22 protein-coding genes and 1 tRNA gene are annotated in these 25,985 nt (G+C 59.6%); 12 read left to right on the top strand and 11 right to left on the bottom strand.

Going from position 1 to position 25,985, the window contains the following annotated elements; genetic code table 11:
* The first annotated feature begins 88 nt into the window (after positions 1-88).
* A complete protein-coding gene (locus GGR28_RS13450; protein WP_246416737.1) occupies positions 89-1,255 on the top strand; it encodes a PSP1 domain-containing protein in 1,167 nt (388 codons plus the stop codon).
* A 54-nt stretch (positions 1,256-1,309) separates the two neighbouring features.
* On the top strand, positions 1,310-2,713 hold the full coding sequence (gene lpdA, locus GGR28_RS13445; RefSeq protein WP_183496330.1) for a dihydrolipoyl dehydrogenase: 1,404 nt from the start codon (positions 1,310-1,312) through the stop codon (positions 2,711-2,713).
* Positions 2,714-2,735: 22 nt separating this feature from the next.
* Here lpdA and GGR28_RS13440 read toward each other — a convergent pair whose 3' ends face one another.
* The 11 genes from GGR28_RS13440 to GGR28_RS13390 all read right to left on the bottom strand — a co-directional run bounded on the left by GGR28_RS13440 (position 2,736) and on the right by GGR28_RS13390 (position 16,330).
* Positions 2,736-4,343: a M48 family metalloprotease gene (locus tag GGR28_RS13440; RefSeq protein WP_183496329.1), complete on the bottom strand. Its 1,608-nt coding sequence runs from the start codon at positions 4,341-4,343 to the stop codon at positions 2,736-2,738.
* Entirely contained in the window at positions 4,340-5,302 is a 963-nt protein-coding gene (locus GGR28_RS13435; RefSeq protein ID WP_183496328.1) for a hypothetical protein, read from the bottom strand. The genes GGR28_RS13440 and GGR28_RS13435 overlap by 4 nt, the downstream gene beginning before the upstream one ends.
* Complete coding sequence (locus GGR28_RS13430) at positions 5,295-6,494, bottom strand: CHASE2 domain-containing protein (RefSeq protein ID WP_183496327.1); 1,200 nt, start codon at positions 6,492-6,494, stop codon at positions 5,295-5,297. Before GGR28_RS13430 ends, GGR28_RS13435 begins: the two co-directional genes overlap by 8 nt.
* A gap of 6 nt (positions 6,495-6,500) precedes the next feature.
* Positions 6,501-7,331 (bottom strand): tetratricopeptide repeat protein, encoded by an 831-nt coding sequence (locus tag GGR28_RS13425; RefSeq protein WP_183496326.1) that lies wholly within the window; start codon positions 7,329-7,331, stop codon positions 6,501-6,503.
* A gap of 20 nt (positions 7,332-7,351) precedes the next feature.
* Complete coding sequence (locus GGR28_RS13420) at positions 7,352-8,560, bottom strand: caspase family protein (protein ID WP_183496325.1); 1,209 nt, start codon at positions 8,558-8,560, stop codon at positions 7,352-7,354.
* A 48-nt stretch (positions 8,561-8,608) separates the two neighbouring features.
* Positions 8,609-10,963, bottom strand: coding sequence for a caspase family protein (locus GGR28_RS13415; protein ID WP_183496324.1), 2,355 nt, complete (start codon positions 10,961-10,963; stop codon positions 8,609-8,611).
* 111 nt (positions 10,964-11,074) lie between these two features.
* Positions 11,075-12,115 (bottom strand): endonuclease/exonuclease/phosphatase family protein, encoded by a 1,041-nt coding sequence (locus GGR28_RS13410; protein WP_183496323.1) that lies wholly within the window; start codon positions 12,113-12,115, stop codon positions 11,075-11,077.
* 5 nt (positions 12,116-12,120) lie between these two features.
* The gene (locus GGR28_RS13405; RefSeq protein ID WP_183496322.1) at positions 12,121-13,128 is read right to left on the bottom strand and encodes a rhomboid family protein; all 1,008 of its coding nucleotides are present in this window, start codon (positions 13,126-13,128) and stop codon (positions 12,121-12,123) included.
* A 93-nt stretch (positions 13,129-13,221) separates the two neighbouring features.
* Complete coding sequence (locus GGR28_RS13400; RefSeq protein WP_183496321.1) at positions 13,222-14,088, bottom strand: rhomboid family intramembrane serine protease; 867 nt, start codon at positions 14,086-14,088, stop codon at positions 13,222-13,224.
* A 54-nt stretch (positions 14,089-14,142) separates the two neighbouring features.
* Positions 14,143-15,972, bottom strand: a complete 1,830-nt coding sequence (gene mutL / locus GGR28_RS13395) for a DNA mismatch repair endonuclease MutL (protein WP_183496320.1) — start codon at positions 15,970-15,972, stop codon at positions 14,143-14,145.
* A 37-nt stretch (positions 15,973-16,009) separates the two neighbouring features.
* Positions 16,010-16,330, bottom strand: coding sequence for a hypothetical protein (locus tag GGR28_RS13390; RefSeq protein ID WP_183496319.1), 321 nt, complete (start codon positions 16,328-16,330; stop codon positions 16,010-16,012).
* 271 nt (positions 16,331-16,601) lie between these two features.
* Between GGR28_RS13390 and GGR28_RS13385 the strand changes: the two genes are divergently transcribed.
* From GGR28_RS13385 to GGR28_RS13340, 10 genes are all read left to right on the top strand, one after another.
* Complete coding sequence (locus tag GGR28_RS13385; RefSeq protein WP_183496318.1) at positions 16,602-17,108, top strand: hypothetical protein; 507 nt, start codon at positions 16,602-16,604, stop codon at positions 17,106-17,108.
* Positions 17,109-17,180: 72 nt separating this feature from the next.
* Positions 17,181-17,669 carry a DUF6702 family protein gene (locus GGR28_RS13380; RefSeq protein WP_183496317.1) on the top strand — a complete coding sequence of 163 codons (489 nt, stop codon included), beginning with the start codon at positions 17,181-17,183 and terminating at the stop codon, positions 17,667-17,669.
* 2 nt (positions 17,670-17,671) lie between these two features.
* The gene (locus GGR28_RS13375; RefSeq protein WP_183496316.1) at positions 17,672-18,754 is read left to right on the top strand and encodes an ATP-binding protein; all 1,083 of its coding nucleotides are present in this window, start codon (positions 17,672-17,674) and stop codon (positions 18,752-18,754) included.
* Positions 18,755-18,840: 86 nt separating this feature from the next.
* Complete coding sequence (metF, locus tag GGR28_RS13370; RefSeq protein WP_183496315.1) at positions 18,841-19,803, top strand: methylenetetrahydrofolate reductase [NAD(P)H]; 963 nt, start codon at positions 18,841-18,843, stop codon at positions 19,801-19,803.
* A 66-nt stretch (positions 19,804-19,869) separates the two neighbouring features.
* Positions 19,870-19,946: transfer RNA gene (locus GGR28_RS13365), tRNA-Met, on the top strand.
* 46 nt (positions 19,947-19,992) lie between these two features.
* On the top strand, positions 19,993-20,292 hold the full coding sequence (locus tag GGR28_RS19495; RefSeq protein ID WP_183496314.1) for a GIY-YIG nuclease family protein: 300 nt from the start codon (positions 19,993-19,995) through the stop codon (positions 20,290-20,292).
* Positions 20,293-20,466: 174 nt separating this feature from the next.
* The gene (locus tag GGR28_RS13355) at positions 20,467-21,174 is read left to right on the top strand and encodes a DUF4377 domain-containing protein (RefSeq protein ID WP_183496313.1); all 708 of its coding nucleotides are present in this window, start codon (positions 20,467-20,469) and stop codon (positions 21,172-21,174) included.
* A gap of 92 nt (positions 21,175-21,266) precedes the next feature.
* The gene (locus GGR28_RS13350) at positions 21,267-23,045 is read left to right on the top strand and encodes a cytochrome-c peroxidase (RefSeq protein ID WP_183496312.1); all 1,779 of its coding nucleotides are present in this window, start codon (positions 21,267-21,269) and stop codon (positions 23,043-23,045) included.
* Positions 23,046-23,080: 35 nt separating this feature from the next.
* Positions 23,081-25,033, top strand: coding sequence for an alkaline phosphatase PhoX (locus GGR28_RS13345; RefSeq protein WP_183496311.1), 1,953 nt, complete (start codon positions 23,081-23,083; stop codon positions 25,031-25,033).
* Between the two features lie 2 nt (positions 25,034-25,035).
* Complete coding sequence (locus GGR28_RS13340) at positions 25,036-25,947, top strand: leucine-rich repeat domain-containing protein (protein ID WP_183496310.1); 912 nt, start codon at positions 25,036-25,038, stop codon at positions 25,945-25,947.
* Positions 25,948-25,985: the final 38 nt, after the last annotated feature.

The raw sequence follows: 25,985 nt of genomic DNA, 5'->3' as shown, positions 1-25,985 counted from the left end.
AAATTGACATACCATGGGATGTACATCCTGCGGAACCCCCCAAGGCTGCGGAAGCAAAGGCAACTGCGGAACGGGTTCCTGTAACAAAATGAGCACCTTCGACTGGTTCAGTCACCTGGGCATCGACGACAGCTACACCACCGATATCGTAGAGGTCAGCTTCAAGGACGGTGCCTCCAAAGATTTTTACCACGCTCCCCCCGCACTCGGCGTCTTCACGGGAGATTACGTGGCCGTAGAAACCAAAAATGGCTACAACGTAGGCTGCATCACCCTCAGCGGGGAACTGGTGCTCCTCCAGATGAAAAAAAAGAACGTCAAACAGGCCAAAGTGACCGAAAGCGTACTCCGCAAGGCCAATACCCGCGACCTCGAAAAAATGCACGAGGCCCGCCAGCTGGAGTACCCCGCCCTGGTTAAGTCCCGCGCCATCGCCCGCACCAATCACGTCAACATGAAAGTGACCGACGTAGAATACCAGGGCGACTGCCGCAAGGCCACCATCTACTACACCAGCGACGAGCGGGTCGATTTCCGCGAACTCGTCCGCCAGTTCTCCCACCAACTCCGGGTGAAGATCGAAATGCGGCAGATCGGGCCCCGTCAGGAATCCGGTCGCCTCGGCGGCATCGGCAGCTGCGGCCGCGAACTCTGCTGCTCCACCTGGCTCAGCGACTTCCAGAGCGTCAACACCGCCGCCGCCCGCTACCAGAACATCGCCATCAACCAGGGAAAACTGTCCGGACAGTGCGGCCGCCTCAAGTGCTGCCTCAACTACGAACTGGATACCTACATGGAAGCCCTGGAAGCCTTCCCCAAAAAGGCGGACAAGCTGCGCACCGAAGCCGGCCTCGGGATCCTCATCAAGACCGACATCTTCAAGGGACTCATGTACTACACCTACCGCGAAAACCGGGGGCTGCTGTTCCCCATCCCGGTCGACAAGGTGCACGAGATCCTGGCCCTCAACCGCGAAGACAAGAAGCCCGCCGACCTGCAAACCTTCCAGGCCGTCACGGAGGTGAAGGACGACTTCGAGTACGAAGACGTCACCGGTGCCGTCGAGCTGCCCGCCGAAAAGCGCCGCCGCAAGGGCAAAACCAAAGGACGCGGCCGCAAACGAACTTCCACCGCATCCCGGGAAAGTAAGGATACGACACCCCAGCCAAGGGCCGAGGGAAAGTCGAAATCCCGGAACAAACGCAGCAACAATCGCCGCCGCCGTGCCAAGAAAAAGCCCGGCGGGGATGCCTAAATCTTTTTACCCACCCACCGGTTCCCTTTGCTGAACATCCCAAACCTATACTAAATGGATTTTGACGTAACCATCATCGGTAGTGGCCCCGGCGGCTACGTGGCCGCTATTCGCGCCGCGCAACTTGGTCTCCGTACCGCCATCGTCGAGCGCTACAACAGCCTCGGCGGCACCTGCCTCAACGTCGGCTGTATCCCCTCTAAGGCCCTGCTGGATAGCTCCGAGCATTACCACAATGCCCACGAGAAATTTACCGAGCACGGCATCGATCTTGCGGACCTGAAGGTCAATATGCCCCAGATGATCAAGCGCAAGAACGAGGTGGTCGACCAGACCGTCAAGGGCGTCCAGTTTTTGATGAACAAGAACAAGATCGAGGTGCTCTACGGCCACGGCACCTTCACCGGTCCCCATGAGCTGCGGGTAGCCATGAACGAGGGCGACGACCGCACCCTCACCTCCGAGCATTTCCTGATCGCCACCGGCTCGAAGCCCATTACGCCGGGCATGTTTAACTACGACAAGCAGCGGGTCATCACCAGCACGGAAGCCCTCAACATCACCGAGGTGCCGAAGAGCATGGCCGTCATCGGCGGCGGAGTCATCGGCCTCGAACTCGGCAGCGTGTTCGGACGCCTGGGGACCGAGGTGGACGTTATCGAACTGGAAGACCGTATCCTGCCCACCATGGACAAGGACTGCAGCAAGGAACTCATGCGCGCCCTCAAGAAAACGGGACTGAATTTCTTCCTCAGCCACAAAGTCACGGCCGTCAAGGGCGGGGACGCGGGTGCAACGCTCACCTTCGAAAAGCAAAGCAACGGGGAGTCCACGACCAAAGAGTACGATTACTGCTTGCTCGCCATGGGCCGCCGTCCCTACACCGATAAATTAGGTCTCGATAAGGCCGGCGTGGACCTGGACGACCGCGGCCGCGTAATTGTCGGGGATCATTTAGAAACCTCCGTGCCCCACATTTACGCCATCGGCGACGTCATTCGGGGTGCCATGCTGGCCCACAAGGCCGAGGAAGAAGGCATCTACGCCGTCGAGCACATTGCCGGACAAAAGCCACACATCGACTACAACCTGATCCCGGGAGTCGTCTACACCTGGCCCGAGGTGGCCGCGGTCGGCAAGACCGAGGAGGAATTAAAGGCGGCTGGCGTCAAGTACAAATCCGGTAAGTTTCCTTTCAAGGCCCTGGGCCGCGCCCGTGCCAGTACCGACATCGAGGGAATGGTCAAGGTGCTGGCTGATGCCGACACCGATGAGATCCTGGGCGTACACATGGTGGGTGCCCGTGCCGCCGATATGATCTCCGAAGCCGTCGCCCTCATGGAGTTCCGCGCGAGTGCCGAGGATGCCGCCCGCATGAGCCACGCTCACCCCACCTACACGGAAGCCTTCCGTGAGGCAGCCCTGGCAGCAACGGGCGATCGGGCGCTGCACGTGTAGCAAGCATAGTCGCCTGAGCGGATCAATCTTCGGAATACACCATCCAGTAGGTAAGCACCCCGTCCCGTAACGAAAAGATCAACCGGCTTTCCGGGTAGACCAGCAACTCACCCCCCACCGTAAGGAGGGAATACGCCGGCGAACCATACTCGGCAACGATGGCGGACCGGTCAGCCCCCGCCGCAATTTCAAGGGCCGTGGTCCCGTCGTATCCAAACTGCGTAGCGGCAACCACCAGGGTCTGCGCGCCGTCGTTGGCTGAGTGACGTAGCAGGCTCGTGTGCTCATCCGGTGGAGGTAGGATCGCCAACCGAATGGGAAAGCTGCCCCGGGAAACCTGGATTTCCTGGTGGGGCGTTCCGGCTTCCATCCGTAGGTCCGCGATCGACCGGCCGGCGATCCGCTCTTCCATCACGAAGTCCCCACTCCGCGATCCGCTCGTTGCGGCAGGTGGCTTGCCGTTACGCAGCACGGAAAGGTTTACTACAGCCAACGAACTTTCCGCGGCACCGGAGAAGTGGCGTTCTGCGGCATCCCGTTCGTCGTTCAGGCTTGCGAGTATTCCCAGCATGACCCGGGCATTGGCGGCGGTGACGCCCTGTCCGTGTCGGATGGCCAGCCGGTCCGCTTCCCTGGCCCGCAGGGTGGCTTCCATGCGCCGATCACCGGCCACTTCCCGACTCAGGCTATCCGGATTGCCCGCCAGCAAGGAGGCACTAAGCAGGGCATGAACGCTCGCCAGATTAAGCAGGGCGGGGGCGTAGTCGTGATCGAGAAGGCGGGCGCGCTCGAAGTGTTCGCCGGCGGTTTGCAGGTAAAAGGACCGGGTGAGGGAGTCGACGACGGGCCCGCGGGTCTGGCCGGAAAGCCGTGAACGCAGGTCGAGTTCCAACGGATATACGTAGGTCAGGGTAGCCGGCTGAAACAGGGGAAGCGCCGCCCGCGCGTACACCAGCCCGGCGTTGTTATACATTTCGCGGCTGGGGAAAATCTGAAGTAGGTAGTCAAAGTAAAGGGCCGCTTCGGCGTGACGATCCAGCGCGGTGAGCACATTTGCCATGTCAAAAACCGTAATCAGTTGCTGCGTTTCCCGGAAAGTCCGCTCGCTCAGTGCCATCCGTTCGCTGAGGGTAGGATATCCGGCCAGGGCATCCGGCAGATCGTATGCCGTGTACACGGCCTCCAGCACCCGGGGCATGACGTTTGCTACCGGAAACCCGGCCAGGTAGGCCAGGAACCCACCCAAATAGTCTGCTTCCGTTTCCTGCTGCGCTGCACCCGCGTCCCCGACCAAACCAATTGCCGTACCGCCGTCGGTATGACCGGCGTAGTAGTGAACGATCTCGTGGGCCAACATACCGGCCAGGGCCGCCTCGGCATCCGGGCCAAAGGAAGTACAAACATCGTACGCGGCCTCTTCGAGGATGACCTGATTGCCCTCGCACCGGGCACCGCTGCGTTTGGAAGAAGTGAAGGCAAAGTATGGTGCGGGCTTGCTTGCGTCCCCCCGGGCGGCAACGAGGCGTTCGAAAATAGTGCGGGCGATGGCCTCTTTTTCCACGGCGCTTCCTTCGGCCCCGAGGAGGAGGCAGCCGGTAAGGAGGAGTAAGAGGAGAGCGGGGCGTTTCATCGGAGTTGAATCATGGTGCGGGCCCGGCTACGCTGGTTCCAGCGGCTAAGAAATGCGGCGTAGGCGCGGCGGATGACCGGATTGTCGGGTTCCTGAGCAAGTCCATCCCGGTAGGCCCGGTCGGCGGCGTAGAGGTAATCCGCTTCCTCAAGGGCCATGGCTTCGAGCAGTCGCCGCTGGGCCTCGCTTGCGGTGCCGCGGTAGATCGATAGCTCGGTGACCGGTGCCAGTACCTCCGACCGATCCCGGGTACGGAACGTAAAGTAGATGCGGGTACCGGCCACCGCGGGTGCCTGAGCGCCCAGGCGTGAGGGAGTATTGCTGGGGGCAGCATTGGGGAAGACCTCCCAGTAGTACCGCCGGTCGTCCTGTAGGTACAGGCCCGCCAGGTCAAGCTGTACGGAGGTATCGCGGGCGGTGGCGGTGAGCACGACGGCTTCGGTCAGGCTGTCGACCACCCGCAGTCGGTAAGAGGTTGCCGCGTCGTCTTCGGGCCAGGTAAAGGTGGTGATTACCGGAAAGAGGGAGCCTCCGAAGGGAAGCAAACCGGAGAGTCCGGCATCGCCGAGCCCGCTGATGTTGCCCTGGTTTTCCTGGTAGGCGTGCTCAAGGTCTTCGGTGGAGGCGGATTGATCCAGCCCCCGGCGCACGAAGTTGATGAAGCGGTCGATGAACCCATCGCTCTTCGGCTCCTGCTCGAACAGCTCCGAAATGGGATAACGGCCGGGCTCGCTCAGGCGTACGAACCGGTCCCCACTCACCGCCTCCAGTGTTGCATCCTCGCCGAGGGAAAGCGCACCCTGGCCGGTAAGGTAGGTGCCGGTGTAAACGGAGACGGAAGTACCCGGCGTGCCCCCCTCGTAGTCGATCGGCCCGGTGGCGTACATCACCAGCGGAACGTCCCTGACCTGGCCGCACAGCAGCAGGGGAAAGAACAGGAGGATGAATGCCTTACACATGGTCGGGTGGATTTAGTGCGGGAATACGCTTGCGAATAAAACTCTCGTAGATCATCACGATGTCGTAAGCCAAGACCAGTGCCAGGAAACCGGTAGAGAAGTCAATCTTCAGCCGGAAATGGTAAAAAAGTAGGGCTACGATGAAGAAAAAACAAAAAAGTTCGACCAACTGCATCACCCGGGTCACCCCGTGGTAACTGTCCGGCAGGCGGTGGTAGATGCGGTGAATGACCAGGACGTTGACGTACGTGAAGCCCACCACGAGCAAAGCCTCCAGCCAGCCCGGCAATTCGAAGATGTAGCTGCCGTCGAGGATCATGGAAACGATGTTGGCGTGAATGACCGCGCCGTACATATCCGGCAGACTGCGGCCGGTGTAGACCTCGTTGAGTGGAGTGAAGTAGCGGTCCTCGATCGGGGCATCCGGTTCCTGGCTGTCGATGAATCCGATGATGACGATCCGGTCCCGAAATACCGCCAGGGGGTCTTCCGCTTCGGTTTCCAGGATGGCCCCGCCGTCCACCCGCAAAAAGCCGCGGTACCCTCCGGAATAATTGATGCGCACGGGCCGCTCACCCCGTTGCCACCGCAGTTTTCCGACCCGGTCGGGGGCGTAGGCCTGGGCCAGTGCCGCGCCGAACGACACCTCCTGTCGTCCGTCGAGGGTGGTGATGAAGGGATTGAACAGCCGCACCGTGCGGTCGGTACCCGCCAGGAAGTTGGTGTACGCACTGCGCGCTCCCCGGGTGAATATAGAGTCGGAATAGATCATGCCGGGTATGCCCTTCCGCTGCCCGTCGTAGGGGGCCAGGTTCGAGGCCATAACGATAGAAGGGGTAGCGGAGATCGCAGCGGCAAGCAGGGAGTCGCCTACCGGGTCCTTCCGACCGGAAAACAGGATGTCGACCCCAATAACGCGCGGCGAGCGGCTGCCGATCTTGGTGAGCAACTCCGCTATCTCGGCCCGCTGCGGTTTGGCGACGTGGACCAGCACGATACGGTCTTCCCGGTCCACCCGCTCCGGGTCGCGCAACTGGGAAAAGAGGATGTCGGTGATCTCATAATCCCGGATCCCGTTGTTGAAGGGATCGAAGTAGTGAATATTGAAGGTCACCAGCCGCACCGCGCCGATCAGTACGAAGATGAGGGCCGTAATGATCAGCGCGTGCAGGTGGCGTGTGGGCAGCAGCATGGCGGCTTACTCGAAACCGTAGTCCTCTGCCAGCGTCCGGTAATAGGAGGTTTCGCGAATGCTGTCGAAGTCGCTGTCCTCCGCGATGTCCACATCGGGGTAATCCTCCAGCAGCCCGAGCGACAGGGCATAATCCAGGTAGTCCAGCGCTTCTTCCTCTAAGTCGTCCAGGGCACGACAGCTGGCGACCATGTAGGCCAGGTATGCATTGCCGGGGTCCAGGTCCAGCGCCGCGTCGAAGAAGTAACCCGCCGTACCGTTGTAGCCCAGCTCGTAGTACATGTAGCCCAGTTCGGTATTGATGAGCAGGGCATCGTCGTCTGAGGGCTCGTCGGCGAAGAAGTCGTCGATCAAATCCTCGGCCAGCGTCCAGGAAGAATTGGCGAGGTCCTCATCGCCCGCGGTGCTGGCTTCCTCCGCCAGCAGACCGTAGAGGCTGATCAGGCCGAGCACCGACTCACCGTCGCCAAGGTCCAGCTCCTCTCTGGCGTACTCGAGGTAATCGGCGACTTCGTAGAGCGACTCACCGGTCTCGAGGTAGTATAGTCCCATGCCGGCCGATTCGTCGAAGGTGGTGGTTTCGTCCGGGGCGACCGGGCCGTTCGTTTCCATGCTCTCCATGGTCTGCTCCCTGGCTTGTTGTAGGCGGGCGTTAGTGCTGGCATTCTGCGCGGCTTTCTTGCCGAAGCCCATGCCCTTGTCCCTGGTCCGGGTCCCGGAAGGATTGGAGCCGGTGAAGGTGCCCGATTCGGTGCCCGAACCTCCGAAGGTCGGTCGGTCGGACTGGGCGGTCAGCAGGCCGGCACTCAACAGAAAGAGAAGGATGATGTATCGCATAGTGTAGGGATTGAGTGGACTTACTGCCCCAGTTTAAGTAAAAATTCGTTGATGGACTGTAGTAAGTCGTCATCGAGTGATTCATACAGGTCGGAGCCGTACTCCAGTTCTTCGTAGAACCATTCCGGGTCTTCCGCGAAATCCGACAAGGCGACATCCCAAAAGTAATCTTCGTCGTCGGGGTAGTACTCCACCAGGATCGAGCGGTAGAACGCTTCGGCCAGTTCCAGGTCATGCGCCAGAATTTCGTCGTCCTCGCCTTGTTCCGCAGCGGAGGCAATGAGGTAGTAAGGCAGTAACTCCAGGGCTTCCAGCTGGTCGAGTTCCGACTCCCACTCTTCGGTATATTCGTCTTCGTAGATCGCCCGCATGTCCTCTTCATCTCCCGGGTAGTGGTGATCGGTATCCGAATACATGGCCACGTCGTCGCGGAAGATCATGAACTGGGCTTCCTGTTCCTTCTTCCATTCCTCGCGTACGGTGCGGTCGGTGCGGCGCAGGATGCTGGCCCAGGACACGGATTGCCGAGCCTGTAGCCCCGCGGCCATGGTATTCACCAGGGCGTCAACGTAGTAGGAGCCCACCTCATCATTCAGGTAAGCCAGTTGGCCCGGTAGTGCCGAGGAGGCCAGAATGTGGCCTTCGTAATTGGTAAACAGCCCGAAGTTTTCGTGAGCCATTTCGTTCAGGTCGTTCATCTCCTCTTCCCGTGATCCTAAGCGCCGCACCACGCGGTCGGCGGCATCGGTTTCGGGCTCGGCGTTGCAACTGCTTCCGATGGTCAGGGACATGCGTACCCCTTTGGCTTTGAGCTGTTCGTGTACGTCGTGCAGGGAGTAGCCGCAGTTTTCCGGATCGGCCGCCTCGTTGCCCTTCGGGCAGTAGTAGAGTAGGGGCCAGCGGGGCGATTGGGTGTTCTCCAGGCCGTGACCGGAATAAATGAAGAACACCGCATCGTCGGGTCCGACCGTCAAATCTTCCAGGAAGGTGTACACCTCCCACGGATCATAGCCGGGCGTGTAAGTCTGTACGGTCATACCGGAACCACGTTCCCGCAGCGACTTGGCGACGAAAGAAAAGAGTTTGTCTATGTTCTGCTGATCCTTCCGGCAGCCGACGGCAATGTCGTCGTCGGGATGCGGGTTGATGGTAGCGATCACGTGCAGCGTCTGCTGGGAGTAGAGAAACCCGCAGAGCAGCCAGCAGAGCAGGGGGAGAAAGTACTTCATGGGGGAGCGTCATAGGGTAAAGAAATGGGCGGGTACGCGGGTGCCGGGTCAATCGGGAGGCGGTAACCCGCCGCAATGTTTATCGTAGAGCTTTTGGAAACCTTCGGTGCTCCTCAGTTTTTCAAAGTCGGCATCGGCGGCGAAACGCCGGCAGTAGAGGGTCACGGCTTCCGGGTTGTCGGCCAGGCGCAGCGCCTCCCGTACGGCAGCCAGCGTTTTCTTTTCCTGCCCGGTAGCGGCCAGGAAGGCGCTCAGGTTAAAGCGTGCGGCCGGCCCGTACTGGGTGCTCCGGGTGGCGAGTTTCAGGCTCTCTTCGGCCTGCAAATACCGCCCCTCCCAGTAGAACGAGAATCCGAGCGTGGTGGCCAGTTCATAAAATACCGAGTCGGGTAGCGATGCGTTCCTCAGCTGCCGCAACCAGTCGGAGGAAAGCGTATCCGTCATCGCCAGATTATAATAGCCAAAGGGGCGGTCGGGCCGGGTGGCGATCAGCTCGCTAAAGTATGCGGCCGACACTTCCTCCCGCCCGTCAGCGAGGTAAGCTCTTCGCAGTAAAGCGTAGGCGTTGCGGTCGGTAGGCTGTAGGGCGATGGCCTGCTTGAGGTGGTGTTCCGCGGAATCCAGCAGGTTCATGTCCAGGTAGATTCGCCCGCTTTCGAGGTGGCTGTCCGCTACGAGCGCCTGATTTTCCTCGATGATGGCCGCGTAAATCCGTTGGGCATCCCGTCTTCCCGCTGGATCTTCACCGATGAGGAGGGCAAGATTGTACCGCGCGTAGGTATCGGATGGTTTCAGGTCCAGTGCCTGCCGCAGCAGAATTTCGGCGCTGTCGGTACGGCCCGTATCGTACAGTAGATTGCCGTAGTTCATGTAAGCCCCCGCAAGGTCGGGCTTCAGGGCAATGGCCCGATCGAAGTAATCCGCCGCCAGCTGGTAGTTCGCCCGGGCGTTTTGTTGTTTCAGGAGGATACCCAGGTTGCTGTAGGGAAGGGCCCAGGTGGGAGCAAGCCTGGTCGCTTCGATGAAACTGCCGTAGGCCGCCTCGGCATTTGCGAGTCGCATCAGAATCAGCCCGCGTTCGTTGTGTAGATAGGCGGCTTCGGGCTGCAGCGCGACGGCGGATTCAAGTTGGTCGAGCGCCTGGTGGTAACTGCTATCGGTACGACCGTTCCAGTCGGCTTCGAGGCGCAGCACCATGCCCCGGAAATAGGCCTCCTTCGCCCGGATGCCGGGAATGCGGGGGTCTTCGGGACCGAGGATGGCCGCGGCAGTGGATAGATATAGGGGGAAGACGCGGTACTTTTCGTCGATGCGGTCGCGGGCGGTAAGCTCCTCCGGATCCGAATCCAGATAGGCGACAATGGCTTGCTGTACCGCGTCCAGTAGGGCGACGGTCAGCCGCTCGTCCAGCAGTCCGCGCAGGGGGAGCAGTGCGGGTGCGCTACGCAGCTTGCGGTAGTAGGCCAGTGCGGATTGCTCTTCCGGCATGAGGAGTGCTCCCGCGCTCAGCGCCCTTCTGAAACGCAGGTAATCGCGTTGCGCCTCCGGGGGGGCTAGGGCTACGGTGGATTCCTCAAAACTGACCTCCAGCCGTTGGGTAGATTCCCGCTGGAAGGTCGACTGGCTTTCCGAAGCGACGGTGAATAGGGACAGGTCCTTACGGTCGCCGAACAGCTCCGGGTGCTGCTCGCGGTCGGTGTCCTCGCTCACCCGGTTTTGGACGTAGCGCTCAAGTTCGAAGAGGTCGATCTGGCGGTTGCGGTCTTCGTCGGCCGCTCCGCGCATCCCTTCCAGCAGGTGGTAGGAAAAAGCTCCGCGTCCCCCGCCCCACCGTTCGCCCTCGTGGGAGAGTTCGTAGGGTTGGCAGGCCAGCATACGCACTTCGGTGCCCTGCCGCTGCATGAGTGAGGCGGCGGTCAGGCGGCGTCCGGCCACGGCGTCACCGGCCAGCGTACCCGCGTGACAGGCGTCGGTGACCACGACTGGCATAACGTGCTTTTCGGACAGCGCGGCGAGGTGGTCGTTGAGGAAGCTGACGCTGAGGGCCAGCAGGTCGTAGTTGCTGCGCGGCGTATCGTGGGCGAGGAGGAATCCACTGGATTGCAGGTCGGTGGCCTCGACGTCGCCGTGGGTGGCCAGGTAGAGGTAGGCCGTTTGCCCCTCCGCGGCCATACTCAGTTGCCAGGCCAGGGCGGACTGGATGGCGGCGAGCGTAGCCGAAGTATCGGTCAGTAGCCTGACGCGGTCACGGGGAAGGTCGGCACCCATGGGGGAAAAAAGAAACTCAGCGAAGGCACGGGCATCGTCGTCGGCGTAGCGCAGATCGGTGATGCCGGGGTCCTGGAAATCAGCAATCCCGATCACCACCGCGGTAGCCTGCCCCGCACCGATCAGGGGGGACAAAAGAAAAAGTGTGATACATAGTGTACGTAGCGCCATACCGTCGGATCGCCAAGTGGGCCACTGAAAGTTACAACAATTTCCAGCAGCTGATCGGGGGCCGGCGGCAGGTTGCTAACGGGCGAGCGTGATACGTAAGGGGCGGTGATCCGACCAGCGGGAGGGCAAGCGTTCGATTTCGAGTACGTTGAGGCTGGTGTCTACCATGAAGTAGTCAATGCGCAGGCCGGGCAGCGGACCGGTGAAGGTGGTACCCAGGCCCGTCCCCCGTTCCGACCAGGCATCGCGCAGGCGGGGGGAGAGAATGTGATTATAGGTATAGGAGGAGGGGACATCGTTGAAGTCTCCGGCAAGGATCACGGGGTGGGGGCTATCTTCCACTATCTTCCGAATAGCTTCCGCCTGCCGGGCGCGGGTACGGGTAGCACGACCGTATCCACGGAGCATTTCGCTAAAAGTCTCTACGCGTTTGGTTACGGAGTTGTCGTCGCTCATCCCGGAAGTCATACGACTGATCTGGTTGGATTCCAGGTGAGCGTTGATGATGCGCAAGGGGCCGAGCTTTGTCGCTACATCGGTGACGACATAGCCATTGTATTCATTCGGAGGAGTGAAGGAAGCGGTGACCGGAGTAATATCATTGCCGTAGGTCGCAATAACGGTGCCCTCCTTTTGGTGACGCTCCCGAAAACCACCTGAATCCAGGATTAGGGAAATATAATTTAGCCGGTATCGCAAGGTCCGGACTTCCTGCATAAGGAGCAAGTCGGCCCCAAACTGATCGACCACTTCGCGTACCTGAAAAGTGTCGGCATCGGTCCCGTCTACGGAGCGGAAGGCCCTTACGTTGGCGGTTACCAAAGTGAGGGTAGGATCGGTGTCATCCATCAGTGGAGAGGAGCTGGGAAAAGCAAGCAAATGCCCCAACAACGGAATCGAAAACAGCAGTACAACGAGGGGAAACAAGGCGGCCCGCCAGTTGAATCGGCTGAGGCAACTAAGAAAAAAGAAGAGGGTAACCAACAGCAACCCCGGCAGCAGCAGGGCCACGATGGCGGGTGGCCAGAAGGTCTGGGGAGGAACGTAACGGGCCATCAGTCCGAAGGCCGTGACGAAGGTGACCAAGTTTCCGATCCACAGAATAATCGTACGCACTAGCTTCAGTTGCGGTTGCTGGCCCGGAAGAGAAATTCTTTTTCGTCCTTGCTCAGGCTGTTATAGCCCCGCTCCTTGATCTTGTCGAGGATGGCGTCGAGCTGCTCCTGGTGGCTGGCCTCCCCCTTGAGGGGCGTATCCTTGGTGCTGGAGGAGGGGCGGGCGGCGCCTCCGGCCCGCCGCATAAAGCTGGGACGCTCCTTCGTGGCCGTCTCCTTGACCGAGCGACCGCCACGGAAGGCGGCGTGGGGCCCACGCTTGGGGTGGTCCTTACTGGGACTCAGGAGTCCGTTCCATAACCTGCCCGCTCCGGAGATTACCGATTGCACCGGCTGAGTAAGGTCGGTTCCCCGCTTGAGGTACCAGGCAAACAGGAAACCCATGGTAATGCCGCCGATGTGGCCAAAGGCACCACCGGTATTGATGTCGCTCCCCAGGCTAATGACGTTCATGATCACCACGAAGGCGACGATGTATTTCAGCCGCACATTACCGAGCAAAAAGAGCCGGATGCTGTAATCCGGCGCGAAAACACCGGTGGCAACCAGGATACACATCACTGCCGCACTGGCCCCGAAGGCGTAGTGAGCCACGCCGCCGTCGCCGCCGAAACCCGTGAGGTTGGCTGCTACATAGAAGAACACCGCTCCCGCGAGCCCGCCCAAAATGTACAGGGGAAGCACGCGCCGGTCGCCCAGTAAGTCGCCGAAAATGCGTCCGAACCAGAAGAGGAAAAGCATATTCCAGAGAATGTGCCAGAAGCCCTCGTGCAGGAACATGTGGGTGACGATCGACCACGGATGGGTGAGTAAGTGCCAACCCGAATTGGAGATCGCCAGGAAATTGCGGATGTCGAGGTAAAGGTTGGGGGTTTCCCAGCCGTTGAAGACGCGCAGAAATACCCACGCCAGATTGATGAACAGGTAGATGGCCGCATTTACGATAATGATGCGGCTGATCATGTTGCCATAATCGAACTCCCGGCGGATATCATCCCAGATGGATTGTAGCATAGTTGGCGGTGGTCTGCCAGTAAAAACGTTTTCGGCCGGAAAAGATTTATCCTAAGCCGGATAAAGGCTTACAAACTACGAATTTAGCCCGGTTCACCGGGGCACGCCGGTATCCCAACGCCGTGATCCCGCCGGCGGATCGGTCTTGTACCAGTAGTAAGCCAGCAGTCCGCCGGCCACCGCCCCGCCGAGGTGGGCAAAGTGGGCAATGGGGTCCCAGCTGTACTCCATGATGCCGAGGAAGAGGTCGACCGCCAGAAGCACGGGAACGAAGTACCGCGCCTTGATGGGGATCGGGAGAAAAATCAGCATCAGCTTAAAGTCGGGATACAGTATGGCGAAGGCCGCCACCACGCCGTACAGCGCCCCCGAAGCCCCGACCATCGGGATGCTCGCCTTAAAGTCGATGTACTCCTGCATCATGCCGGCTCCGTCGCGAACGGTCTGGGCGGGATCCCCCTTTGCCAGTACGATCTCATTCTGGATGTTGGCCACGATCGTGCTTACCTGGGTACCGTCGTCCATGGTCAGGTCCTTGACGTCGATGCGACCGAAGAAGTCGTTAAAGTTGGCCAACGTGGGGTCGCTCTGGAAGTCGGCCAGAATATCCTGCAGGCGCTCGATCTGGAACCAGGTGTACCCGAAGTGGAGCGCCACGGCTCCTGCGGCGGCGGCGAGGTAAAGAATGAGGAAGCGTTTCCCCCCGTAACGGGCTTCCAGCAGCGGGCCGAACATGACCAGCCCGAACATATTGAAAAAGATGTGGGTGAGTCCGCCGTGTACGAAGAAGTGGCTCACCAACTGGATGGGGTGGAAGCGGTCGCTGGTGGGGTAGTGGAGGGCCAGGTAGTCCGCTAATTCTCTGGTGTCGACCCCCAAATAGGGAAGCAGGAAGATGAGGGCAAAGACCGCTACATTGATGATGAGCAAGTTCTTTACAATAGGAGTCAGGGGTGGCATCCGGAAGAAAGGTTTGAGTAAGAATGCTTGAAGCGGTCGGAGGGTTCCCGATGGCTACGACAGGAACAGTCGTTCGACCTCCTCCACCACGTACTTGATGTAGCACTTGCGACCGTTCGGAGCCAGGCGGGACTGGTTGCAGGCGAACAACCGATCGATGAGCGAACGCATTTCGGCTTCGTCCAGCGGGGTGCCCCGTTTGATGGCGGCCGTGCGGGCAAGCACCCGGGCGAGCCGTTCGTGGCCCTCGCTCTGCAGATCAATATTCTGCTTGTACTGTTCCAGCAACTTCTCGAGCAGGTCCAGCTCGCTGTTATGGCCGGCCAGCTCGGCGGGAATGCCCCGGACGATAAAGCTACCGCCCCCGAAGGCTTCCAGGTCGAACCCCATTTTGTTGAGGTCGGGCAGGAGGGAGGTCATCAGCCCGGCGTCGCTGTGGGCCAGGTCAATGGTTTGGGGGAAAAGAGACTGCTGGGTGACGGCCGGTTTGTCGCGCAGGTTGGCCAGGAAGTTCTCGTACAGGATGCGCTCGTGGGCCGATTGCTGATCGATCAGTAGCCAGCCGCCCTTGATCGCGCTCACGATGTAGCGGTGGTGGAGCTGGTAGGGCGCCCGTCCCTGGGTGGGGGGAGTATCTTCGGCCTCTTCCCGTCCCATGCGGCTCTGCAGAATTTCACCGGTATCGGTATCGACCTCCATGCCCAGGTCGTCGTAGAGCATTTCCCAGTTGCGCAGGTTGCTGGCGTGGCGGCGGGATTCCGTGCGCGGGGTATCGGAATTCATCTTACTGGGAAGCGCCTCGCCGGTTTCCGAGATCACCGGAGGGGGCGCGCCACTGGTGCGGGAGGGGGAGAAGGGGTTGTCGCTCTCGAAATCAATGGTGGGCATGATGCTGGCGCGGCCGAGTCCGTGACGGATGGTGGCCTTGAGGTAGTTGTAGATCAGCCGCTCGTCTTCAAACTTGATCTCCTGCTTGGTGGGATGCACATTGACGTCGATGCGGGCCGGATCGATCTCCAGGAAAATAACGTAGAAGGGATAGGCATCTTTTCCCAGCAGGTCGTCGTAGGCCGTGGTGACCGCGTGGTGCAGGTAACTGCTGCGGATGTAGCGATCGTTGATGAAGAAGAACTGACCCACCTTGGTCTTCCGGGCGGCTTCCGGTTTACCTACGTAACCGCCGATGCTGAGCACGTCGGTGGCCTCCTCGATGGGGACCAGCAGGTCGCGGTACTTTTTGCCAAAGACGGCCGTGATGCGCTGGCGTAGGTTGCCGGCCGGGAGCGAAAGGTCCAGCCGATCGTTGACGTGCAGGTCGAAACGCACCGTGGCGTGGGCAAGGGCGATGCGGATGTACTCGTCGCGTACGTGGCGGAGCTCCACCGAATCGCTCTTAAGGAAATTGCGGCGGGCGGGTACGTTGAAGAACAGGTTGCGTACCGCCATACTCGTACCGGGCGGGGCGGCGACCGGTTCCTGAACGGTAATTTCCGAGGCCTCGACTACCAGGCGGGTGCCGAGTTCGTCGGTGGCCCGGCGGGTCTTCATTTCCAGTTGGCTGATGGCCACGATGCTGGCGAGCGCTTCCCCCCGGAACCCCATGGTGCGTAGCGTGAAGAGGTCTGCCGCGGTACTTAATTTGCTGGTGGCGTGGCGTTCGAGCGACATCCGGGCGTCGGTTTCTGACATCCCACAGCCGTTGTCGATGACCTGAATCAGCGTTTTCCCGGCGTCTTTGACGATCAGGCTGATTTCGGAGGCACCCGCATCTATGGCGTTTTCCACCAACTCCTTCACCACGCTGGCGGGTCGCTGAATGACCTCACCGGCGGCGATCTGGTTGGCGATGGCATCGGGTAGTAGGTGGACGAGATTGTCCGTCATAAGGCGGTGCAACTATTCGGGGCCAAACTACGCAGAATTAACCGAGCAACTGCTCGAAGTCGGGAAAGTAAAGTTTGTACGCCACGTAGCAAACTACGATGAGCGTGATCAGGATAATGATCAGGCTGTAGTTCGATTTTTTTACCCGTTGGCTGCGGTAGCGGCCGGCCGCCTCTCCGCCCGCCCCCCGACGAAAGCCGCCGCGCAGGCGTTCCTTTATACCGTCCACGCCCCCGTTCTGCAGGGCTTCGACGCGCAGGCGCCGCTCTTCCGCCTCTTCTTTTTTAGGGTCCCAGTAGCGGGGCTTGTAGGCGAATTGCTGATTTTTCGGAGTCTTAAAGAGGCGCAGGAATGCCATAGCGTCTGAAATTATTTAGGTAAAACTAACATTTTGAGGGGAATAAAAGATGCGGGTGGGGCCGTGAGTGGCGGGTGGGGTGGGGGTGGGCGGTAGCGGTCCGACGGCTATAGCCGTCGGACGGGGTGACCCCGTCGGTTAAATGAATTGCCGGACGGGGGGGGCGGCGGCGCGCAGGTGCAACGCAATTTGGTCAACAGCGTTAATCCATTTTACTGTCGGAGCCGTTCTTTCCGAACTGACTATTCATTACTGAAGACTATAACCAACTATGTACAATTACACCCTGGGCTACCACTCCGTACCGACCCTCTTTCTCGTCCTCGCGTTTCTTTTGTCCGCTACCTTCCTAACTGCGCAGTCCGCTAACACCGCGCCTACCCTGCGGGAGGTTCCGGCGGAAATGACGGCCCAGCGGCACCTGCTGAAGACCATTTACAAGGAAGTAAAGTACCCCAAAGTGGCGCGGGAGGCCCGCCGTGGGGGCAGGTACCTGCTGGCCATTCACGTAAATGAAGAGGGATCGAGCTGGGAGGCCATGCCGCTGACCGAACTGCCGGAGGGGGCCGAGCCGATCAACCTATCCGTAATCGCGACCGACGACACCCAGGCTGCTCCCGTATCCGGACAGATGAAAGTCAACGCCGACCGGGCCCTGCTGGAAGAAACCGAGCGACTGGGTCGGTTCCTGGTGGATATCGGCTTTACGCCGATCACGCAGCAGGGTGCGATCATTGCCGATACGCTGTACTTAGCCTTCTACTACCGACTCGAGTAACCCGACCCCGTCCGACGGCTAAGCGGTTGGACGGGGTGACACCGTCCGACGGTTGTAAGTATCTTTACCGCCATGAATTTGCCGTTAATCCTACTCTTGCTGTTTGCCCCGCCCGCCCACGATTATCACGTGAGCAAGACGAATGTCCGCTACGTTTCCGCAAAAAGCGAGGTTCAGGTGGAAATGCACGTCTTCGTGGACGATTTGGAGGAGGCTATGCAGGACGCCGGCGCACCCGTTCTGGACCTCGGCACGGCGGATGAGCACATCGACAGCGAACGCTACGTCACGGCTTACCTGGAAAAGCACTTTAAGATCGAGTGGAACGGCGAATTGCTCCCCGTGGCGCTGGTCGGATGGGAACTGGAAGACGACATGCACGGCCTGTGGATCTACCTGGTCGCCGAAGCATCCGATCCCCCCCAGAACGTAACGGTACAGAACAGTGTGCTCACTGAATTCTACGCGGACCAGAAGAACATCGTCAAGCTGTTCAACGGCAAAGACCGATTGACCACCCTGCTCATGGACCGCGATCGCCTCACCGGCCGACTGAATTAATCATGGCCGAACAAGACATCCTCCGGCCCCACGCCGAGACCGCCTACGCGCAGGAACTGGCCGCACTGGAAGCTGACGATGCCGGCATCAAACCGGGTGGTTGGCGACTGAGTCCGCGCGCCGTTGTTCGCTACCTGATGGGTGACACCCTGGCGGACGGCACGAAAATCACCCAGAAGTACTTCGGCGACCGCCGACTGATGGAAGTAGCGGTGGCCAGCCTCGTGACCGACCGGGCGCTGCTGCTCGTGGGGGTGCCCGGTACCGCCAAAACCTGGGTGAGCGAGCACCTTACGGCGGCCATCAGTGGCGATTCCAAATTGTTGGTACAGGGCACGGCGGGCATGAGCGAGGATTCCCTGCGGTACGGCTGGAACTATGCCCGCTTACTGGCGGAAGGACCCAGCGAAGCCGCCCTGGTACCATCACCGGTAATGGTCGGAATGCGGGAAGGCAAGCTGGTGCGCATTGAAGAACTGACCCGCGTTCCCAGCGATGTCCAGGATGCACTGATCACCGTTCTGTCCGAAAAGATTTTGCCCATCCCCGAGCTCAACCGAGAAACGCAGGCAAGGAGGGGATTCAACGTGATCGCTACGGCGAACGACCGCGACCGTGGCGTGAATGAGTTATCCAGTGCGCTGCGCCGGCGCTTCAACACCGTCGTGATGCCCCTGCCGGCAACGCTGGAGGAGGAAGTCAGGATCGTCACCGATCGTAGTCGGGCCGCGGCTGCCCGTATGCAGTTGCCTCCCGTGCGGCAGGATGCTGCTGCGGAAATTACCCGCTTGGTCACCATCTTCCGCGAATTGCGAAGCGGCCGTACTGAAGATGGTCGTACCCAACTCAAATCGCCCAGTTCCACCCTTTCGACCGCCGAAGCAATCTCCGTGGTAAACCAGAGTCGGGCGCTCAGTTACCACTTCGGTACTGGCGACATCGAGACGGAACACCTGGCGGCTAGCTTGTCCGGAGCTGTCGTGAAGGATCCGGAACAGGACGGGGCCGTCTGGCGGGAATATTTAGACGTGGTGGTACGAACGCGGAAGGGGTGGGGGGATTTATTTGAGGCGCTGGGGGGGTAGGGTGCTGGGCCGGTAGAAGACGGCGGCGTTAGAGAATACACATTGGGGTTATTACCTTTGCGGTTCCAGTTGGATTCCACTTTCTTATGCGCGTAACCGATCATTTTGAGCAGGCCAAGGGTCAGACGCTCCTCAGTTTTGAAGTGTTGCCCCCCCTCAAGGGCGGCAGCATGCAGGCCATCTTCGATACCCTGGATCCGCTGATGGAGTTCAAGCCACCGTTTATCGACGTGACCTACCACCGCGAGGAGTACGTGTACAAGAAGCGGCCGAGCGGATACTACGAAAAGACCGCGATCCGCAAACGCCCCGGAACGGTGGGTATCTGTGCTGCCATCATGCACCGTTACGGCGTGGATGCGGTCCCCCACCTGTTATGCGGTGGATTCACCAAGCAGGATACGGAAAACGCCCTGATCGACCTGGCCTTCTTAGATGTGCAGAACGTGCTTGCCCTGCGTGGGGACGCCCGGAAATTCGAGGGTCGCTTCGTGCCCGAAAAAGAAGGCCACCATTACGCCAGTGATCTGGTTAAGCAGATCGTCGATATGAACCAGGGCCATTACCTGGACGAACTCATCAAGGACGAGCACGCCAGCAAGACCAATTTTTGCATCGGAGTAGCTGGCTATCCGGAAAAGCACTTCGAAGCGGCCAACCTGGAACACGACCTTCGCTACGTGAAGGCTAAGGTGGATGCCGGTGCCGATTATATCGTAACCCAGATGTTCTTCGATAACCAGAAGTACTTCGATTACGTGGATGCCTGCCGTAAGGTCGGGATCAACGTGCCCATCGTACCCGGGCTGAAACCCGTCACTAAGCTGTATCAGCTCAACGCGCTGCCCAGGCTGTTCCACGTCGATCTGCCCGACGAACTGGTGTGCAGCATCACCAAGGCAAAAAACGCCGAGGGTCGGATACAGGCCGGAATCGAATGGTGCGTAGCCCAGAGCAAGGAACTGAAGGAACGGGGCGCCCCCTGTCTGCACTACTACACGATGGGCGACAGTTCTACCATTCGGGCGATCGCCGAAGCGGTGGTGTAGTTTTTACGGTGGGGTTGGTGAAAATACCGGTACGCTTCCTATATTTGCGGCCGCTTACGGCAATTTGGCGCGGTAGCTCAGCCGGTTAGAGCGCAGGATTCATAATCCTGAGGTCGGGTGTTCAAGTCACCCTCGCGCTACCAACGGGCCCTTCTCAGTGATGAGGAGGGCCCGCGGTTATTTTTACATATGTTTCACGTTTACATACTGTACAGCGCTAAGCTCGAGCGATACTATATCGGTAGCACCGAACTCTTGCCGGAGGCAAGATTGGAGCAACACAACTCACTGGACTTAGCGACTAAGTTTACTCGAAGAGGTCAACCGTGGCAGCTTAAAGTGGCCATAAACTGTCAAAGTCGCTTGCAAGCTTTGCGGATTGAGCGTCACGTCAAGCGGATGAAGAGTAGAAAGTATTTGGAAGATCTACTCAGATACCCGGAAATGCGTGAAAAATTAATAAAGAGGTACGAGGTGCAGGATTCATAATCCTGAGGTCGGCCCCGATAAATATCGGGGAAGTCACCCTCGCGCTACAACGGGCCCTTCTCATCACTGAGGAGGGCCCGTGGTTATTTGGTCTGTTCTATTTCAAGGAAGTAGGCCGGTGGGCGGGGGTCAACCTTTTCCAATGGTAGACGCTTCATGGGAAATCCCCTACGTATGAAACCAACCGTTGCCCTCCTGGTAATTGGCTTCCTGATTCTGGCCGTTGGTGGCTGTACGTCCACCGCTAACCGGGTCATCAACTCGACCGTCTCCACCTTTTGGATCAATAGCCGGACGGTGCCCTGCACCGGAGCCGGCCCGCAGACCTGCCTGCAGGTGAAGCGGGGTCCGGAACTCGACGGGGGGGAATGGGAATACTTCTACGCCACCATCGCCGGCTTCGACTACGAACCCGGCTATCTCTATAAACTATCGGTTCGAGAAACGCCACTGATCGATGCGGAGGTGCCGGCTGACGGCAGCAGCATCGAGTACACCCTTATCCGAGTACTCGAAAAAAATCACGATCCGGCCCTGTTACTGAATGACATCTGGGTACTGGAACGCATCGCGGGCGAAGCCGTCGACCTTACCGCTGCCACCGACCTGCGGCAACCCACCATCGAGTTTCAGCTCGCCGAACAGCGGGTGATGGGAAACAACGGCTGCAACTCCTTCAACGGCACCCTCCAAAAAGCAGAGCAGGGAAACCTCCGGTTCGGTCCGCTGGCAATGACCCGCAAGGCATGTATGAACAGCGACGTGCCGGATCGCGTGACGGCCGCCCTCAACCGCGTAGCCGGATACGCAATCGAATCGCTGCGCCTGACGCTGGTGGACGAAAGCGGCGAGGAGCTCCTCCAGTACCGTAAGGTCGACTGACCGCTTCCGGAACACGGTGGGCTATCTTTACGCATCCATTGGCAATTAGTCCGAGCACCGGGATAATGAAGGGAGGCGTAATTTTTGTACTGATGTTGCTGCTCCTGACGGGGTCGGCTATGACTTTCCGGCAGGCCTCCGCAGAAGAAACGACTGCCGCTGCATTTGCCGAATTCGTGGCACAAACGGATCGCCTCGCTTCCCTCGCCGATGCGTACCGACGGGGCGGTGGAAACCAAGAATCACTGCAACGTACCCTGTACACTACCCGAATAGCCTACAAAAGCGTTGCCTGGCTGATCGAATTTTACTACCCCACCTACGCAAACGACCACCTTAACGGACCACCCCTACCGAGGGCCGTAAAGACCGGTGCACGCGCCACGGTAACACAGCCGGAAGGCCTGCAAGTGCTCGACGAAATGGTTTACGAGCGCGAAATCGACCGCTCCCAACTGGCCATACTGGCGCGTAAGCTACACAACCACGCCCGCTTGCTGCAGCATGACGTCGACCGTCGATCTTACCCGACTAGTGAAGTGGTGGAAGCCATGCGGAGTGAGTTGATCCGGATACCGACCCTTTACCTCACCGGCTACGATACCCCGGGATCAATCGCCGGCCTGGACGAATCACGGGCCGCCCTGATCTCCATGCAGAAGGTCCTGGAGAAGCACACGGAACTGAACCAATTCCCCGCCTACGGAGACGTCCTACAGCGGATGCGGGCGGCGGCGGCAGCGCTCGCCCCGGACCTGGAGTTTGATACCTTTGACCGGCTTACCTACCAACGGGAACACCTGAATGGGCTCTACCGTGCTCTAGGTAGCTTGCAACAAACAGCAGACTTACCCCCGAGCCGCCGCTTTCCGACCGGTCTGAACGATAAGGGTAAGGACTTGTACGGAGACAGTTTTCTCGATCCTTACGCCTACACCGAGCTAACGGAGGAGGAGGACAATCCGGCGCTCCGGTCGCTGGGAAAAAACTTATTCTACGACAAGGGACTGAGCGGTACGGGCGAGTTGAGCTGCGGCAGTTGTCACCAACCGGATCAATTCTTCAGCGGGGGAGGAGATCGAACGAATCGCGACGTACCCACCCTAATCAATGCCGTGTACGCGGATCGCTATTTCTACGATCTGCGGGCATTTTCCCTGGAACAGCAGGCCGAGCACGTTATTTACGACCGGGCGGAATATGCGACCCACTACGACGGGATTATAGCCAAATTACGGGCCGACGATCGGTACCGGCAACAGTTCCGGTCCGCTTTCGGCTCCCGCAGCACCATCGACCGGCGGACCTTCAGTGCGGCGCTGGTGTCTTATGTACTGTCGTTGCGCTCCTTTAATAGTCCCTTCGATCGCTACGCCCGGGGAGAAACGAACGTTCTCGACCCCAACGCCCGGCGGGGATACAACCTGTTCATGGGCAAGGCAGGCTGTGGCAGTTGTCACTTCGCGCCCACTTTCTCGGGACTGTTGCCCCCCCGGTATACGGAGACGGAAAGCGAGGTGCTGGGCGTACTCGCCGATCCCTTTGCTAAAGTCACTATACTGGATCCGGATCGCGGACGCGCGGCGGCGGGGCTTGCCCACGAGGAAATTTCGCTCTACGAACATTCCTTTAAAACTCCGTCCGTGCGCAACGTCGCCCATACGGCTCCTTACTTCCACAACGGGGCGTATCCGGACCTGGCCTCGGTGATCGATTTTTACGACTTGGGCGGGGGCGCGGGAGCGGGACATACCGGGCCAAAGCAAACGTTACCGGCGAATCCGCTAAATTTGACCTCCGGAGAAAAGGAAGCGTTGATTGCCTTTATGCAATCGCTTACGGATAGAATTGCAGAGCAAACTATCCACTAGAGTACCGGCTTGGCTCACTTAATGGCTACAACTTTATGCACCGATTCACGGGTACGTTTACATTATGGAGAACTGCGCTTCAATTCATCCCGGTTTGCCTGTTGGGTGCAACGGGGCTGTTCGCACAGGTGCAGGGGGGTGGTAGTGCCGTACCGACCTGTGCGGACGGAGATGCCCACCTCAGCTGTTACACCTCCATCGTGCCGACCGCTCCGACCGCGAAGTTCATCCTTCCGCACGAAAGTCACCGCTTCCAACAGATCCACAAGGAAGGGACGAGGTATACGATCGGTGGGGGAATAGTACCGGCCAACCATGATTTCACGGCTTACCTTCCCATCGCAGGAAGCAGTGAGCGCGGCTACCTAAGCATCAACCACGAAACCACGCCCGGCGGCGTTTCGAACCTTGGCGTACACTATGATGCAACCGCCCGCCTCTGGCGAATTGATAGCTCCCGGGCGGTAAATTTCTCCGGCGCGGACCTCGTGACGACCATGCGCAATTGCTCCGGAGGGGTCACCCCGTGGGGTACCGTGATCACCAGTGAAGAAACCTACACCTCAGGTGATGCGAATAACGACGGTTACGACGACGTAGGCTGGTTGGTCGAGATCGACCCCGCCACCGCCCGTGTACTGGAACACGGCAACGGCAAGCCGGAAAAACTATGGGCGATAGGTCGGGCCAGTCACGAAAACGCCACTATACTGTCCGACGAGAAGACCCTATTCACCGGAGAAGACGGAACCTCGGGGGCCCTGTTCAAATTTGTCGCCGATCGGGCCCGTGACCTGAGGGCGGGCAAACTTTACACCCTCGTGCTCGACGAGCCAATGAACGGATTCGAACCCGCCGGGACGACCGGCAAATGGGTCGAGGTGCCCAACGCTACCCCCGAAGACCGGAACAACACCCGTGCGCTGGCCATTGCCCTGGGTGCAACCAACTTCAACGGCATCGAGGACGTAGACGTGAATCCCCTGACCGGACAGATACACTTCGCCTCCAAAGGTGCCGGACGTATCTACCAATTTACCGATGGAAGCAAGGGCATCACCGAGTTCACGACCTTCGTAGGGGGAATGAGCTACTCACTGAATACGGTAGAGGGAACCGTGGAGGAACCCTGGGGGATCGGAAACGACAACCTCGTCTTCGACGACCGGGGCAACCTGTGGGTACTGCAGGACGGCGACAACAACTACATCTGGACGGTAGGCCCCGATCATACCCAAGAAGTACCCCGGGTAAAACTGTTCAGCAGTATGCCCATTGATGCCGAGCCCACCGGTCTAACGTTCAGCCCCGACTACCGCTTCGGCTTCTTTAGCATTCAGCACCCGGCCGCCACCAGTGAACCGCAGCGGGATGCGACCGGCGATTCGATCGTCTTTAACCTCTCGTCGGCGGTCATATTTTCGCGGAGCGGCAACCTGGGCGAGCAGGCACCGGTGATTGACTTTATCTCCGATCTACGGATCATCCAACCGGGAGAAATAGTGACCTTCTCCGACGTAAGTACGAACGGCGTGGAAAACCGGCGGTGGGTGTTTGACGGCGGGATGCCGGCGGTCTCCACGGACTCCGTCGTAGAGGTAAGCTACAGCGAACCCGGACGCTACCGGGTGCAACTCAGCGTAAGCAACACTCAGGGAGAGGATTCGCTGTCCCGACTGGAATACATCGAAGTTGAGCGGTCGACCCGCGTGGATGAACTGGCCGAACGTACCCACCTGTCCGTTTTCCCGAACCCGACCGCCGGACAACTCTCCATCCGCATGGAAGACACCGCCGGCGAAATGTTGACGTTCGATCTGTACGATCTGACGGGCAGGCACCTTGCTACCCTGGATCACCAAAGCGGAACTGCCGGCAGCCGGACCTGGACGTATGACGTGTCGCCGTTCGCCACGGCGAATCAGGTAGTACTGCAGATCACCGTCGGCCGGCGCGTTACGCGCCGCGTGCTTCAGTTCATTCGTTAGTGATGCCGCTTCGGACGTACCAGATCGCTTTGCTGTTCTCCCTGTTCGTTGCTCCCGCGCTCCCCGCCCAGCATGCCAACAACGAATGGCCGGTGTATACCGATGTTTCCGCAGCCCTGGCGGCGAACGTTCCCGCGCGACAACTCAGCCTGCGCGACCGCCACCTTTTCAGTCTGCCGGCCGGGACGGAAAAGCTGCGGCAATTGACGTACCTCAACCTGATGCGGAACGAGCTGGAAGTATGGGACCCCCAACTCACGGCATTACGCCGCCTCGAGCTCCTGAACCTCCAGGAAAACAACCTGCGCGAACTGCCGGAATCCGTCGGGAACCTTTGCCGGTTGAAACAACTGGAAGTGACCCAGAACCGATTAAAGACCCTGCCCGATGCGGTTGCGGACCTGCGACAACTCGCCTATCTCCAGGCCGGCTTCAACGAATTGGATCGACTCCCCGAGCGCCTCGGCCGTTGCCGTAAACTACGGGTGCTCAACCTGCAGGGCAATCAGCTGAGCCGGCTTCCCGCATCGCTGCGCCGCCTGCACCAATTGACCCACCTCGACCTGAGCTACAACCAGCTGCGGGAGGTGGACCTAGACTGGTCGGGAATGAAGCGACTGAGCAAACTGAACCTGGAAGGTAACAACCTGCGACGGCTGCCGGCGGCGATCGGCGCACTGAGTAATCTGCATACCCTGATCCTTACCGGTAACGAACTGGCGGAACTGCCCCCCCAGCTAACGGACCTGACGGAGCTCAAACTGCTGGTCTTGGCGAATAATCAGCTCACCTTACTGCCCGATGATCTGAGCAAGCTCACTAACTTGCGCACCCTGATTCTGACCGGCAACCCGCTGCCCGCCGCTGAAATCGAACGGGTACGCCGGGCCCTACCGAATTGCCGGGTCCGCTAGCCGGAAGCTGCGGACAGGGGGCAACCGGCTTACGGATA

Origin of the sequence: Neolewinella aquimaris (genome assembly GCF_014197245.1) — a bacterium.
Taxonomy (GTDB): Bacteria; Bacteroidota; Bacteroidia; order Chitinophagales; family Saprospiraceae; genus Neolewinella; species Neolewinella aquimaris.
The sequence above is the reverse complement of the archived record's forward strand: the minus strand, read 5'-3'. Positions and strand labels throughout refer to the sequence as shown.